9 protein-coding genes are annotated in these 15,867 nt (G+C 42.9%); 7 read left to right on the top strand and 2 right to left on the bottom strand.

What is annotated here, in order from left to right:
* Positions 1-23: 23 nt before the first annotated feature.
* Positions 24-1,205 (bottom strand): alginate lyase family protein, encoded by a 1,182-nt coding sequence (locus ACEN82_RS23000; protein WP_413321170.1) that lies wholly within the window; start codon positions 1,203-1,205, stop codon positions 24-26.
* 279 nt (positions 1,206-1,484) lie between these two features.
* On the opposite strand from ACEN82_RS23000, the gene ACEN82_RS22995 reads away from it, so the two are divergent.
* On the top strand, positions 1,485-2,018 hold the full coding sequence (locus ACEN82_RS22995) for an OmpA family protein (RefSeq protein WP_129569882.1): 534 nt from the start codon (positions 1,485-1,487) through the stop codon (positions 2,016-2,018).
* Positions 2,019-2,078: 60 nt separating this feature from the next.
* Here ACEN82_RS22995 and ACEN82_RS22990 read toward each other — a convergent pair whose 3' ends face one another.
* Entirely contained in the window at positions 2,079-2,546 is a 468-nt protein-coding gene (locus ACEN82_RS22990; RefSeq protein WP_413321171.1) for a DinB family protein, read from the bottom strand.
* 215 nt (positions 2,547-2,761) lie between these two features.
* Here ACEN82_RS22990 and ACEN82_RS22985 point away from each other — a divergent pair, with 215 nt between their 5' ends.
* The 6 genes from ACEN82_RS22985 (at position 2,762) to ACEN82_RS22960 (ending at position 15,860) form a co-directional block, all read left to right on the top strand.
* Positions 2,762-4,474, top strand: coding sequence for an arylsulfatase (locus ACEN82_RS22985; RefSeq protein WP_413321172.1), 1,713 nt, complete (start codon positions 2,762-2,764; stop codon positions 4,472-4,474).
* A gap of 45 nt (positions 4,475-4,519) precedes the next feature.
* The gene (locus ACEN82_RS22980) at positions 4,520-6,997 is read left to right on the top strand and encodes a glutaminase family protein (RefSeq protein WP_413321173.1); all 2,478 of its coding nucleotides are present in this window, start codon (positions 4,520-4,522) and stop codon (positions 6,995-6,997) included.
* Between the two features lie 122 nt (positions 6,998-7,119).
* On the top strand, positions 7,120-7,611 hold the full coding sequence (locus ACEN82_RS22975; RefSeq protein ID WP_413321174.1) for a hypothetical protein: 492 nt from the start codon (positions 7,120-7,122) through the stop codon (positions 7,609-7,611).
* Between the two features lie 128 nt (positions 7,612-7,739).
* A complete protein-coding gene (locus ACEN82_RS22970) occupies positions 7,740-10,856 on the top strand; it encodes an AsmA family protein (protein ID WP_413321175.1) in 3,117 nt (1,038 codons plus the stop codon).
* A gap of 334 nt (positions 10,857-11,190) precedes the next feature.
* A complete protein-coding gene (locus ACEN82_RS22965; protein ID WP_413321176.1) occupies positions 11,191-12,834 on the top strand; it encodes a tetratricopeptide repeat protein in 1,644 nt (547 codons plus the stop codon).
* 257 nt (positions 12,835-13,091) lie between these two features.
* The gene (locus ACEN82_RS22960) at positions 13,092-15,860 is read left to right on the top strand and encodes a TonB-dependent receptor (protein WP_413321177.1); all 2,769 of its coding nucleotides are present in this window, start codon (positions 13,092-13,094) and stop codon (positions 15,858-15,860) included.
* The last annotated feature ends 7 nt before the right edge of the window (positions 15,861-15,867 follow it).

The raw sequence follows: 15,867 nt of genomic DNA, 5'->3' as shown, positions 1-15,867 counted from the left end.
AGTGGGAAAATCGCTTACCCGGTTTAAAACCAGATAAGCGGGTGCCTGATGGGTAAATTCCGGATAACTTCTTCAACCTGAGGGTTATGATCCAGTTTTTGCCAGGTTGTTAACCACACTTTTTCATGGTAGGCATTAGCGCCAAACAACAGGAAAGGCTGCGCAATTGGCCAGTTGTCCCAATACATTACGTCGGGTTTTAAAGTCCATTTACTTTTATCTGCCACGAAAGGATATAGATAACTTATTCCTTTTTTGATGGATTTACCATCCGGTGTTTCAAAGTTCCATAAATTATCCTGCGGGCTTGAAAGGATCTGGCACAGCATGGTCATGGCATCGAGGTTAAAAATAGAGTAGCCATAGGGTTTGGTACGTGCCATCTCTAAGGGGAAGCTGCCGTCGGTGCCCATTTGGCGGAGGAGCAATATCGTTTTGTATCGCACGCGAATCGAATCGAGTACTGCTTCATTTTTACAAAGTTTCGCAAAGGAGGCTACCTGCATAGCCCAGCAGGTGGCATGGTTGTTTTTAACATCCCTTTCCTGCATACCGGGTTTACTGGTCATGAGCCAGTTGGTATAATCGGTAAACCATTTTTTAACGGCGGCTGTAGTTTCGGCGTCCATAGCTTTTTCCATCACGATAATGCCTTGCGCAACTTCCATCAGGTGAATAGTATCGATAATACCATAATTACGGCCGGTAAACTGCCCCTTAACTGCCTGAGCGAACCAAAGACTTGGGTTCATCAACGTTTCGGGATCAATAAACCAAGCTTTAAGGTGGATTACAGCCTGTTTAACATATTTTACATCTCCGGTTATTTTATAGGCCGATGCCAGGGCGCCGATGATCTTGCTAAAGCGGATCATGGCTTTGCGGTGTTCTACAAAGTTATCCGGGTTGGTCATGCCATCGCGGTTGATGTAAGGGCCATCGGGGTTCTTAGGATCCGGCCAGAAATAGTCGGCTTCCGAAAAAAAGTCGTGTTTACCGCCCGCACTCCTGGGTGAAGATGACGCTGTAACTGTAACCGGCTGTTGCTGCATGGCCCAGGCAGCTTCGGTCATTATTTGCTTTTTGAGGGTTTGTTCTGCAGTGTTTTCTACAGGAGATTTATCTGGTTTTGATTGTACGGGCGTAAAAGCAAATTGCGTTAAGGTTGTAACAGCAATTAAAATTGCAGCAAATAATTTTTTCATGGCGATGGTTTATAATGGTGCCGACAAGATAACAATAGTGGATAACTGTTTTTGGTGTATGGGGGATTGACGGAGGCGTTTTTTCACGACAACGTTGAAGTAGAAAACGCTTAGCGCATTTATTCTTCATTAGGATTTGCAGGTTCTCCAGGCAAATGGCATAACTATTGATTAAATAATCTACATCAGTATGTAAAAAGCGTTATCCAGCCATAAAATTATGGTTAGGCACTATAAACATTATGCCAACGTTTTTTATGTTTACGCAAATCATTAGATATGAAAACTCTAAAAACACCTTTATTAGCTCTTGCAATAGCTGTTTTAGCTATCACTACCCAAGCCTGCAAAACCAAAAAAGCGGTTGTGCAAACGCCGCCTCCGGCTCAGCCTGCACAACAAGCTGCAACCCCTCCGCCCGCACCAAAACCGGCGCCAACCCCTCCGCCGGCACCTGCTCCTGCACCGGAGAAACCAGATTATAATTTCAGCAATATCCAGTTTGAGTTTAACTCAGCAGTGTTAAAAACTGCTTCGTACCAAACTTTAGATCATATTGTTAAAGAACTGAAAAAAGACCCGTCGGCGAAATTCGTTTTAAATGGCAATGCTTCTGCCGAAGGTACTGCCGAGCATAACATGTCATTATCTGTAGATAGGGCAAACTCTGTAAAATTGTACCTGGTAAACAGTGGTGTTAATGGCGATAACCTTACTGTAAAAGGCTGGGGCGAAAGCAAACCGATAGCTGATAACACTACCGAAGATGGCCGTGTGCTTAACCGTCGTGTTGAAGTTAAGCTGGCACAGTAAATAAAAATTTTAATAGAAACCACAGGCAGCTCATTGGGCTGCCTTTTTTGTTAGATAAAATTATTCGGCACCGTTAACCAACTGAAAAATAGTGAATAAATGATGGGCCTCATGCAATACAAAAAACTCGGCCCATTTTAAGATGGTTAGCCTGCCATATTTAGGGTGTACGCCGATACGAGATAATTCTGTGTCGCTAAGCCCCGACAACAGATCGATAATTGTTGTCCTGTCCGTATTTATCATGTCCAGCAGCTCTCTTAAACCCATTGATCTGAAAGGTATAAATTCAGGATCGAGATCTCCGGTGTAACGATCAAAAACAGGCGTATCTTTATTCAATATCAGGTGTATACGGTCTGTAAATATTTTCTGGTACCGGGCCAGGTGGGCTATGTTATCTAAAGCGCTCCATTTGCCGGGTACCGGTGGCGTAATTAATTTATCGTTGCTTATATAGGCAACCAACTGTTCTATGGTAAGATGCTGGGTTTTTAGTCTTTCGGAGAGTGATGTATATAAGCTCATATGCCTTACGGTTAATTTAAAAATTCATCACAAAAATGATACGATTTTACCAATGATTGAGCCGTTTTGTGTAAAATGATTGCTTTAATTTGGAATGTGTAAAACTGTCCGTAGTGCTATATGTTCAGGCATAAAAGCCCCGGTCATTTTTTTAACCATCCTGCTTTATTGAAAACGTAAATTTAACCGAACTGGCGCAGGTATTTTGATCACCTATGAATAAATATAAACTATATGCCGGTTTAGTTGGTGCCGGTGCAATAGCGCTTGTTTCAGTTGCGTGGCAAACTAAAGCTATGAAGCAACCTGAGCCGGCAAGGAAACGCCCGAATATTATCGTGATCCTGGCCGATGATATGGGTTTTTCTGATCTGGGCTGTTATGGCGGTGAGGTGAATACCCCCAACATCAATTACCTTGCTCAAAATGGTATCCGCTACAGGCAATTCTATAACACATCGCGTTGCTGCCCAACAAGAGCATCTTTACTTACCGGTTTATACAATCAGCAGGCAGGCATAGGCAAAATGACCGATGCCGAAGACGAACCCGGCTATCTCGGTCATATTACAGAAAATGCAGTAACCCTTGCCGAAGTCTTGAAATCCGCAGGTTACCATACCGCCATGTCGGGAAAGTGGCATGTGTCCAACACCAACGGACAGCCGAACGCGCAGGACCAGATGGCCTGGTTAAATCATCATAAAGATTTTGGCGATTTTTCGCCCATTAGCCAGTACCCGACCAGCCGCGGGTTCGAGAAATTTTTTGGAACCATTTGGGGCGTGGTCGATTTTTACGATCCTTTCAGTTTGGTTAGCGGTACTAAGCCCATTAAAACCGTCCCCCAAAACTATTATCATACAGATGCTATTAATGATACAGCGGTAGCTTATATCAAAGGCTACGCTAAATCGTTAAAGCCATTCTTTTTGTACGTTGCCGAAAATGCGCCACACTGGCCGCTGATGGCTAAGCCAGAAGATATCGCCAAATATAAAGACACGTACAAAGGTGGCTGGCAGGCAATCCGCGAAGCGAGATACAAAAAGATGGTGAAGCTTGGCCTTATCGACCCTGCAAAAACAAAGCTGTCCGATCGCTGGAAAGGTGATCTGCAATGGGAAAACAATCCTGATAAAGAATGGGACGCCATGGCTATGGCTGTTCATGCCGCTATGATCGACAGGATGGACCAGGGTATTGGCCGCATTATTAAAACGCTGAAAGAAACAGGTCAGTTGGATAACACGCTTATCGTTTTCCTGTCGGATAATGGGGCAAGTGCCGAAAACTGTGCCGCTTATGGTCCGGGTTTTGATCGCCCTAATGAAACCCGCGACGGACGGAAAATTGTTTATGCCACAAAGAAAGAAGCTTTGCCGGGCCCGGAGACTACTTATTCGTCAATCGGGCCGCGTTGGGCAAACGTAGCCAACACGCCGTATGAATATTGGAAAGCCGAATCATATGAAGGTGGTATCCATACACCGATGATTGCCTTTTGGCCAAAAGGAATTACTGCTAATAGAGGTGGCTTTAATGACCATGTGGGCCATGTGATGGATTTCATGAGCACTTTTGTTGAGCTGGCCGGGGCCAGATACCCTAAAACATATAAGGGGCACAACATTCCACCGACTACAGGTATCAGCCTGGTGTCAAGCTTTAAAGGCAAACATACTCCCGGTCATGAGGATTTGTTTAACGAGCACTTCGGTGCGCGGTATGCGCGTTCAGGAAACTGGAAGCTGGTATCGCTGAGTAATGATACTACCTGGCATTTGTACGATCTGTCGCGGGATAAAACCGAAACTGCCGATCTGAAATCGAAATACCCGGAAAAAGTGCACCAACTGGATAGCCTTTGGCATATCTGGGCAAATACGCACCAGGTTTTTCCAAAGCCGGGAAATAAGAGTAAATAATAAAAAAACCAACAATAAATTAAAACCAAAAGTAAAACGTAGTTTATGAACCGCATTTTTAAAAAAACGTACTTGCTTGTTTCCGGACTGGCAGCATCGTTTGTTGCACAAACAGCGCTGGCACAAGATAAGATGCCGTCTTATCCGCTGATCACGCACAACACTTATTTCAGCATCTGGTCAAACACCGATAAGTTAAATGAATCAACCACCAAACACTGGACCGGGAAAGACCAATCGTTACTGGGCCTCATTAAGGTTGATGGCAATTACTACCGTTTTATGGGCGCGTCGGCCGTTAATTATAAAACCATTTTAGCAGCTACCGACGAAAAATCGTACAACAGCCAATACCTGGCCGAAACTGCCCCGGCAGAAGGTTGGGAAAAGCCGGGCTTTAATGATCAAAGTTGGAAAAGCGGCGCTGCGCCTTTTGGCGACGAACGTGCAAGTAAAGGCACCGACTGGAGAGGGAAAGACATTTGGGTTCGTCGGAAATTCAATATTGCCGAATTACCGAAAGGCCGTTTAATGCTGAAAATTTATCATGATGATGAAGCCGAAGTATACCTGAACGGCCAGCGGATTGCTGCCGAAGGTGGTGCTAATGGCGATTTTGAAACTGTTGCATTGCCTGCCAGTGCAAAATCGAATCTGAAAGCAGGCGAAAACGTTTTGGCTATCCATTGTAAAAACACCGGTGGCGGCTCGTTTATTGATGCCGGTCTTGCTGAAGAAGTGTTGAGCAAGGATGACGAAGCCGTTAAACTGGCTGAGCAAACCAGCGTTAAAGTTACAGCTACCCAAACAGTATATAACTTTAAAGCAGGTGAGGTAAACCTGAAGCTTACTTTTACTTCGCCATTGGTTATGGGCGATTTGAAATTACTTACCACCCCGGTATCATACATCACTTACCAATTGAAATCAACCGATGGGAAAGCTCATGATGTTCAGATCTATCAGGGGGTATCAAGTAATCTGGCTGTAAATACACCATCACAGGAAGTTACGGTATCAAAATATAGTCAGAACGGCCTTAAGCTGTTAAAAGCCGGCACTGTGGAACAACCGGTATTACAGAAAAAAGGTGATAACCTGCGTATTGACTGGGGCTATGTTTATGTTGCTTCGTCAACCGCCGGAGCTAAACAATACATCACTCCCGAAGGTGATGCTGTTTCATCATTCCTGGGCGCCCAAAAAGGTGAAGCTACGGTTACTGGTAAACAATTCATGTTAAGCACAGTATTACCATTTGGTAAAGTGACTGCTGCGCCGGTATCTAAATTTATTTCGGTTGGGTATGATGACATCTATGCTATCCAATACTTCAAAACCAATTTAAGGCCATGGTGGAGGAATACTCCGGGTGCTACTATTGAAGGCGTACTGAGCGATGCTACCAAAGCCTACGCTAAAGTGATGGGCACTTGTGTAAAAACAGATGCTAAGATCTGGGCCGATGCGGTTAAAGCCGGTGGTGAAAAATATGCTAAGTTATGTGTAATGGCTTATCGTCAAAGTATTGCCGCGCACCAGGTAGTTAAAAGCCCGGAGGGCGAATTGTTATTTTTATCTAAAGAGAACTTTAGCAACGGCTCAATTAACACGGTTGACATTACTTACCCTTCGGCTCCAATGTACCTGCTATACAATCCTGATTTGTTGAAAGGCATGATGAACGGCATCTTCTATTTCAGCGAAAGCGGTAAATGGAACAAACCTTATTCATCGCACGATTTGGGCACCTACCCATTGGCAAACGGCCAAACTTATGGTGAAGATATGCCGGTTGAAGAAAGCGGCAACATGATCATCCTTAACGCTGCTTTAGCGAAAGTTGAAGGCAATGCCAACTACGCCAAAAAACATTGGAAAACATTAACCATCTGGACTGAGTATCTTGCCAAATCAGGTTTTGATCCGGGTAGTCAATTGTGTACTGATGATTTTGCAGGCCACCTGGCACACAATGCCAACTTATCAGTAAAAGCTATTGTAGCCATTGACGCCTACGGCGAATTAGCCGGTATGTTAGGTGATGCCGCAATCGCTAAAAAGTACAAAGCGATGGCTAAAGATATGGCCCAAAAATGGGAAGAAAAAGCCAACGCCGGCGACCACTACGGCCTGGTGTTTGACAGCAAAGATACCTGGAGCCAGAAATACAACATGGTTTGGGATAAAGTGTTGGGTTTGAAATTGTTCCCTCAAAAAGTGTATGATGCCGAACTTAAGTACTATTTAGCACACCAAAAAGAGTTTGGTTTGCCATTGGATAGCCGTAAAACCTACACCAAAAGCGATTGGATCCTTTGGACTGCATCTATGGCCGATAACAGAGCTGATTTCAACGCTTTAGTTGCTCCGGTTTACAAATTCGCTACCGAAACGTCATCACGCGTACCACTAAGCGACTGGCATGAAACTACCAACGGTAAAATGGTAGGCTTCCAGGCGCGTAGCGTAATTGGTGGCTATTATATGAAAACTTTAAGGGATAAGTTGGCTGCTAAGTAAAGCCACCAACTTTAATAATTGGAAAGGGAGTCTGCATAGCAGGCCCCTTTTTTTGTTCTGGTATATTTTTATACATTTAGATCTGACTCCACCACAAAAGATAAACGACTAAATCAATTTTAATGCGGAGAGTAATAATTGTTATATTAGGATTAGCCCTAATGGGTTTTATCGGCACTTGTATTTATTTCGTTGCTGGTGTAAGCTCTACCATCCCACCGATAAAAAAGTATGTATTCTTTGGTAATGTCAATAGCTTTTTATTGGGAATGCAAAAATATGCGGCGGCTGATTCGGAAATACTCTTTAAAATAACAGATACGACTGGAAATAAGCAAAACGGCTATGGAATTTATATGAATCTTGAGATAAGAAATTCGAACTCAGACATAGAATACAATTTAAAATGTGAAGAAAAAGACAACGAAGGTATACGAAGTACAATAGTCAAACTAATTGGGATCCACGATAAAAATAATTACAAATTAGGGGGGTATGGAATAGAGGGCATCGGAGTTAGACAAATGGTATCTGATTTTGAAACAGGCTTCTTAGTTAAATTAAAAGAAAAAGAAGGGGTTGCTGTTAAACCATATATCGACAATCACAGATAAATCAAGCTTGTTAATCGGTTTTTACCCCCCCTCCCTCATCTTTTCCTAACATTACAATCATCATAATTTGATACTTAATAATTGGGTTTTATGATTACTTTCATGCTTCGTTAGCTATAATAAGTTCTATGCCGCTCCCCTTTAAAAAAATATTGGTTAAAACGCTTAAAATAAGCGCCATCACCGTTGTTAGTTTATTGCTGTTGATGTTCCTTTTACCGTACCTTTTTCCCGAAACAGTGACTCAGAAAATAAAGCAATGGGCCGCCGGCAGCGTAAACAGCAAGCTTTCGTTTTCGAGTACGCGCTTATCATTCTTTAAAAAGTTCCCGTCGTTAACGCTTACACTGGATGATTTTGTACTGAATGGCAGCGTACCTTTTCAGGATGATACGCTGGTTTCCGCTAAAGAAATTTCACTGGCTATAGATCTTTCTTCGGTGTTTAAAAGCAAGATCAATGTAAATAAGATCTATCTTGATCATGCGTTGATCAACATCCAGGTTGACAGTGCCGGTAAAGCCAATTATAATGTTTACAAATCATCTCCTCCCAAACAGGATAATAAAGCTGATACCGCCAGTGCATCGTTAGGCATTGAACAGATCCTGATAGACAAAAGCCACCTGGTTTATGACGACCGCTCACTGCCCATGCAGATCAACGCGCGGGAACTTAACTACAAAGGCAGCGGTGATTTAAGCAAAGACATCTTTGACCTTTATAGCCACGTAGATGCCACTTCGGTAGATTTTTATTACGGCAATAAGGCCTACGTGCTCAAGAAAAAAGTAAATGCCGACCTCGTTACCAGTATCAATACCAAATCATTGGCCTTCGCATTTCAAAAAAACGACCTGCTTATTAACAAGCTCCCGGTTAAATTTAAAGGCCGGTTTGAGTTCCTGAAAGATGGTTATGATATGGATTTCAAGATCAGGAGCGATCAGAATGACCTTGGTGATGTTTTTACCGCCATTCCGGATGAATACGCCAAGTATGTTGATAACATGGATATCAGCGGTAATGGCATCATCCAGCTTGATCTTAGCGGAAAGTACATCGCCTCAAAAAATATTATGCCTAACCTGGGTATCAGCATGAAAGTGCGCGACGGTGCCATCGTTAACAAAAGCACCCCCGCTCCGGTTAAAAATCTGTACCTGAACATGGATGCCAGTTTGCCTGGCCTCAACCCCGACAGTTTAAAAGTTAATATTGATTCGGTTTATTTCAATATTGGTAAGGACTACTTTGGTTCGGTACTGAAATTAAAGGGAATCAAATCGCCATATATTTATGCTAAAGTGAATACCGAAATTGACTTGGAGCAATGGTACAAGGTTTTTGGCATTAAACCATTCCAGGTAAAAGGAAGGTATGGTTTGCATTTACTGGCCGAGGGTAAGTACACCACCGGCATCAGGAAAACTGGACTAAGGCAAAAGGTCGATACCGTGATAACCAGTATTCCCCAATTTAAACTCAGGTCAACTTTCAGAAATGGCTATTTTAAATACAGCAAGCTGCCGCAGTCTATCAACAATATCAGTTTTGACCTGGATGCCGCTTGTCCGGACCATAACATTGGCAATGCCACTGTGGATGTGCGCAACCTGAACATTAATGCACTTAATAATTACATCAAAGGCTATCTAAAATTAAGCAATAAGGCTGGTGCATTGATTGATGCCGGGTTGAATGCTAAATTTCATTTAGATGATATCAGGCAGTTTTACCCGGTTGATAGTATTGATTTCCGCGGTGATTTTGATGCCAACCTGCAAAGTAAAGGCAGGTATATTCCGGCCCGGCGCATCTTCCCGGTTACCAATGCGGAGATCAACCTGAAAAACGGATATATCCAAACCAAATACTATCCGCACCCTATGCAAAATGTACAGGTTAGCGTAAATATTTTTAACAACACCGGCTCGCTAAAAGGGCTTAAGGTGGATATTAAACCGGTATCCTTCAATTTTGAAGGCCAGCCATTTTTGTTGAGGGCCAACCTCCGCAATTTTGACGACCTTGACTATAACGTAACTTCTCGAGGTAGTCTGGACCTGGGTAAAATTTACAAAGTGTTTGCCGTAAAAGGATATGATGTGAACGGTTTTGTAAGCACCAACTTTAAACTAAAAGGTAGGCAAAGCGATGCAACTACCGGCCACTATGATAAGCTGGACAACTCCGGCAGCATGAAGGTGAAGAATATCAAACTCACTACCGAGCTGTTCCCAAAACCGTTTTTTATCACCAACGGTGTATTTAGCTTTAACCAGGACAAAATGAAGTTTGATCAGTTTAAGGCTAACTATGGTAAATCAATAGTAGCGCTTGACGGTGCTTTATCCAATGTGATAGGTTATGCCATGCAACCAAACTCGCCGTTAAAAGGTGAGTTTAATTTGAAGAGCGATTTGATCATTGCCGATGATTTTATGGCTTTTGCAGGTGTGCCTGCATCTGCCAAACCAACCAAATCATCGGGTGTGATATTGGTGCCCTCCAATCTTGATCTTAATTTTGCTGCTGATGTAAAAAAAGTTAAATATAACGGACTGGATATCAGCGACGCCAAAGGCGCAATGAATGTTACCAACGGGCAGATCGTGCTTAAGCAAACTGGTTTCAGCCTGATAGGTGCCCCTGTAGTGATGGACGCCACTTATGGCAGCATCAATCCGCAAAAAGCATTTTTTGATTATCACATCAACGCGAAAGAGTTTGATATTCAGAGGGCCTACCGCGAAATCAAGTTGTTTCATGATATGGCAACTTCGGCCGAGCATGTACAAGGTATTGTATCTTTAGACTATAAGCTTGCGGGTAAGCTTAACAGCGATATGAAACCGGTTTACCCATCATTAAAAGGCGGTGGCGTACTTTCTGTAAAACAAGTAAAAGTATACGGATTGAAATTATTAAGCGCGGTTGGCAAGCAAACCGGTCATGACAGTGTTGGCCACGGTGATGTGAAAAAGGTTGATATCAAAAGTACTATAGCTAACAACATCATGACTATAGAACGTACCAAAATGCGGATTGCCGGCTTTAGGCCACGGTTTGAAGGGCAGGTAGGTTTGGATGGCAAACTGAACCTGAAATTCAGGCTGGGGCTGCCGCCCTTCGGTATCTTCGGTATCCCGATGACTATCACCGGTACCCAGGATAAACCTATTATCCATTTGGGTAAAGGAAAAAAAGAGGATGAGCTGAAAGAAACTCAGGACGACGAGTAAAAGTGCTTGCTGATCTCATTTGTTTGAAAGAAATAAAAGCGTCGGGTTGTGTGATTCCCTCTCCTGGGAGGGTATAGGGAGGGGTTTCATTGCATTGCCTATTCCCTTGAAATAGCGGATAAACCCCTCCCTGCCACTACGCATTCCTACCACACCCCTCCCAAGGGAGGGAATTAAAAACTTTCCTATGTCTATTGCATGAATGTAAAATAGTTAACATGCGTCAGTTCGTTAACATTAAGTTCATATTGAAATGCTTTTTTTGTCTGTCATTTTATGCCCGGATAGCCCAATGGCGGCTTCTTTTGCATGACCACCTGCTCAATTTTCAGATATGACTAAGATTTATGCCTGGTTTATTCAATTAACATTGTACTTGGTTTTGTTGATAGCAGGTACGCCAGTTTGGGCACAATCAAACAAAACCGACCGGTTTCAACAGCTTCAATCGCTCTCACAGCAACATCCCGATTCGGTTCTTATCATTCTGAAAAAACTCCACGCCGATGCTGTTCAGGATAATGATAATCTTACCGCCGGCTTGAGTCTGCAGCAAATGGGGCAGATCTGTTTTGACCAGGGGCATTACGCGCAAGCCCTTGATTTTTATTTACACGCCGATAAGGTATTTGGGCAAATAGGCAACAAGGATTTATTGGCCGACAATTGGGGCAAGATGGGCATCCTGTATTATTACAACAGGCAGCCTGACAAGTCATTTCAGTTATACAACAAGGCATTGAATCTTTATAAAGCAACCAACAACAAAAAAGGCCAGGCCGAAATATTTGGCGCAATAGGGCATTTGTATGAAAAGCATCATAAGTATGATAGCTCCTTTTACTACCAGCGCCTGGCACTAAACCGCTATCAGCGCATCGGAGATGATTATGGGCAAGCAAAAATATATGAGAATCTTGGCAGTATCCATGAGGATCTGGCCAATTATGATTCATCATATTCCTGTTTCAGAAAATCATTAGAGATTTATAACAAGTACAATAATGAAGTAGCAAGTATTGAGGTTATCAATAACATTGGCGATATTTTGCGGAAAACCGGTGAATATGAAGAAGGGATCCGGCAATCGCGCAAGGCTTATGCGCTGTCATTAAAAACAGGAAACCTGTATCAGTTAGCTGCTTCCTGTCGTGACCTCGGTAAGTCGTATCAACTGCTTAACCGGATGGATAGTGCCTATCATTACCTTGAATTGAGCCGTAAATACTCGCTTGAGGTGTATTCGAGGGAGAGCATTAAGCAAACTTCATTTTTGCAGGTGTTGTATGATATGGATAAAAAGAGCGATGAAATTACCCGGCTCAATAACATCCGGAAAACTAACCAGATAGTTACCATTGCCGGCGTTACCATTTCCCTGTTGCTTGTCGTTCTCGGTTTTGTAACCTTCAGCAGGCAACGCCTCAAAATACGCGACCAGCGTGCCCTGGCCGAGCAAAACCGGTCGATTTTTGAAGCCCAACGCGATTTGATGGAGCTGGAGCTCAAGAATAAACAACTGGAAGAGGAAAGCCTTAAACAACAGCTGGAACTTAAAGGGCAGGAGCTGTCATCGCACACCTTAAACCTGATCAAGAATAACCAGTTGTTAGAGAGCATGCGCAATACATTGCAGGATATGGTGAAAGAAGATAAGCGTGATCAGAAGCGGCAGATGCAGCAAATTATCCAGCAAATAAATCAAAGCTTTAATCACGAGCAGCACTGGAAAGAGTTTACGGTAGCTTTTGAACAAGTTCACCAAAGCTTTTTTGAAAAGCTGAAACAACGCAGTACAGATCTTACCTCAACAGATCTGCGTTTGATAGCCCTGCTTAAAGTCAACATGGATTCGAAGGATATTGCCGGTTTGTTGGGCATCTCTATTGATAGTTTACGGGTTGCCCGTTACCGTTTACGCAAGAAACTCAACATTGACCAGGGCGAAAATCTTACCACTTTTATACAGGCCCTATAAGTTGGTTGTTGTTAATTTCTTCATTTTTTTTGGGCTTAACATTAGTTTAATGTAACGGTAACTGAATGATAATGGAGGTTTTTGTTTTTATTATTTTATTGAAAATCAATTAATTGTATTTTTTAGTTGCTGTTGCGTATACGCCCTGTGTAACGCTGTTTCCTTTTTGTAACGGCATATTTTAGCAGATGTATTGTGGGTTTAAACACTTTTGCGCTGTCAAAAAAGCAAATCACAATTGCATTAATCGTCGCAAAATGAAAAAATACTTACAAACATTATTGTTCATGCTTTTGTGCGTTACCGCCGCTAACGCAACAAAGCTAAAGGGTCATGTTTATGACCGCAAAACCGGCGAACCTATGGTAGGTGCTACCGTGGGCCTCGACCGAACGAAGATTGCCACGACCACCGGGCTGGACGGCTCGTTTGAATTAAAGGACGTACCAAAAGGCTCTTACACTGTTAGGGTATCTTACATCTTGTATACCACAGCAACGCAACAGGTTGAAATAACTAAAGAAGACAACCCACATCTGAAAATATACCTCGAGGAGTCGAATAAGCAATTACAGGAAATTAGTGTTGTATCTCAAAAGAACGGATCAACCGAAAGGACAGCCCGCCGAATTGAGCAGCAGGCCACACAGGTAATGAACATCGTATCGGGCAGGGCTATCGAGGTATCTCCCGATTTAACGGTGGCTAACGTTATCTCACGTGTATCTGGTGTATCTGTTGAGCGTAATACTAACGGTGATGGGCAATATGCCATTTTACGTGGTATGGATAAGCGCTATAACTATACCCTGGTAAACGGCATCAAAATCCCAAGTCCTAATAATAAATACCGTTACGTGCCGCTCGATATCTTCCCTTCAGATCTGCTATCAAGGCTGGAGGTTTATAAAACACTTACCCCAAACTTGGAAGGTGATGCTGTTGGTGGTGTTGTTAACATGGTGATGAAGGATGCCCCTGAGCGTTTTGAAATTAACGCCAACATCGCGGGCGGTTACAGTCAGCTGCTATTGGATCGTAAATTTATGAGCTATGATTATTCAAGCATTAACCACAAATCGCCTTATGAACTCAATGGTAAAACTTACCAGGCAACGCAGGCCGATTTTGGTACCGGAACTTTAAATTACTCACTTAAACACCCTGCGCCAAACCTTGTTGGTAGCTTATCATTGGGTCAGCGCTTTTTTAATAATAAATTGGGTGTGTTGGTAGCCGGTAGTTATCAAAATACCTATCGGGGTAGCAACAGTGTATTCTACAACACTAAAGTAAATCCAACGGCCGAGTATGCCGCGGTTACCAGCCGGGATGACAGGGAATATTCCGAACAGCAAAAACGTTACGGCTTATTTTCAAAAATTGATTACCTGTTAGATAGCCGCAATAAACTGAGCTTTTTTAATACCTATGTTAACTTAACCAGTATCCAGGTCCGCGACGAAAAATCCACCAGTTTTTCAACTGATTACGACCCGGATAAAGGAAATGCTCAGTTAGGTTATTCAACCCGCAGCCGTTTTACCGAGCAACAAATTTACAGCGGAACGCTGCGTGGTGATCATAAATTGTTTAACGATAAACTTAAGGTACAATGGTCGGCAGTTTATTCTTCAGCCGAAAACGAAGTGCCTAACAATACCACCATCAGCCTAAACGGTGTACGCGAAAACTTTGTCGACAGGCGCACTTATCTTACTAACGGAACTTCGCTTACCCACCGCTGGGAACGCAATACCGATGAGGATAAAGCCGGTTATTTAGACCTCACCTATACCGCGCCAATTGGCGGTGTTAATGTCGATTTCTCTGCCGGTGGTTTATACCGCGATAAAGAGCGCAGCAGCTTCTATAACAATTACAACCTTGCTGCCGCCAATCCAGGCGCATTATATGGTACCGATTTTACGAATTACACCCAACTGAATTTTAACGTTACAAATCAGGCAGGCGCAGTTGCCAATTCATTAACTAATGATGCATCTGAAAAGATAGGTGCCGGCTACGGTATGTTCAAATTTACTACAAAAACCATTCAGGTAGTTGGTGGTGCACGCGTTGAGCACACTAATCAGGGTTATCACATGCTTTTCCCCCAGGGTGAATCACGCCCTACGGGTAATCAAACATACACTGATGTATTGCCAAGCCTAACGCTCAAATACTTTTTAACCGATAAACAGCAACTGCATGCCTCTTATTTCAAATCGATTAACAGACCTGGTTTTTACGAGATTATACCAGGAACCAGGCCGGGTGAGGACTATGACGAACGTGGTAATGCCGATCTGAAACATGCTATTGCAGATAATTACGATTTAAGATATGAACTTTTCCCTGACGCAAGCATGCAATTTTTAGCCGGCGCGTTTTACAAACAGATTAAGAACCCGATAGAGTATAGTTTCCAGGCGGATGCTACACGCGGTCAGGATACTTATTATGTTCCGGGCAATTTCGGTACAGCTAAAAACTATGGATTAGAGCTTGATTTGGTTAAGTTTTTTAACAAGTTTGGCGTAAAAGCTAATTATACTTATACCCATTCACGCATCACTACCATCAAAGATACTTATATCGCCGATGCAAATGGTGATACCCACTTGACTACGGTGAATCAAACCAGACCTTTATATGGTCAGTCTGAGCATATCGCCAACCTGTCATTATTATATAAAGACACTAAGAAGGGCTGGGATGCACAAATTGCCGGAGCCTATACCGGTCCGCGCATCAACACTGTATCGCAGTTTGTGAATAATGACCTTTGGCAGCGTGGCTTTATCCAGATGGATGCATCAGCCGAAAAACGTTTTAAAAATAACCTGAGCGTATTTATCAAAGCGGGCAACCTGCTTAACACACCGGCTAAGTTGTTCCTGAAAGGTACCAACCCTGAAAATGCTACGCTGAAAGACGATAACATCGTAGCAAACGGACAAACCTTAATCCGCAGTGACTACTATAAGCAAACTTACCTGATAGGTGTTCGATACAAACTTTAAAATAATT

The sequence above is a fragment of the Mucilaginibacter sp. Mucisp73 genome, assembly GCF_059491465.1.
Note: the sequence above shows the minus strand (reverse complement) of the source record. Positions and strands in the feature narration are given on the sequence as shown.

Excerpts from the sequence above, each read along its gene's own strand:
- ACEN82_RS23000 (WP_413321170.1), bottom strand. The coding sequence starts at position 1,205 with ATGAAAAAATTATTTGCTGCAATTTTAATTGCTGTTACAACCTTAACG.
- ACEN82_RS22995 (WP_129569882.1), top strand. The coding sequence starts at position 1,485 with ATGAAAACTCTAAAAACACCTTTATTAGCTCTTGCAATAGCTGTTTTA.
- ACEN82_RS22990 (WP_413321171.1), bottom strand. The coding sequence starts at position 2,546 with ATGAGCTTATATACATCACTCTCCGAAAGACTAAAAACCCAGCATCTT.
- ACEN82_RS22985 (WP_413321172.1), top strand. The coding sequence starts at position 2,762 with ATGAATAAATATAAACTATATGCCGGTTTAGTTGGTGCCGGTGCAATA.
- ACEN82_RS22980 (WP_413321173.1), top strand. The coding sequence starts at position 4,520 with ATGAACCGCATTTTTAAAAAAACGTACTTGCTTGTTTCCGGACTGGCA.
- ACEN82_RS22975 (WP_413321174.1), top strand. The coding sequence starts at position 7,120 with ATGCGGAGAGTAATAATTGTTATATTAGGATTAGCCCTAATGGGTTTT.
- ACEN82_RS22970 (WP_413321175.1), top strand. The coding sequence starts at position 7,740 with ATGCCGCTCCCCTTTAAAAAAATATTGGTTAAAACGCTTAAAATAAGC.
- ACEN82_RS22965 (WP_413321176.1), top strand. The coding sequence starts at position 11,191 with ATGACTAAGATTTATGCCTGGTTTATTCAATTAACATTGTACTTGGTT.
- ACEN82_RS22960 (WP_413321177.1), top strand. The coding sequence starts at position 13,092 with ATGAAAAAATACTTACAAACATTATTGTTCATGCTTTTGTGCGTTACC.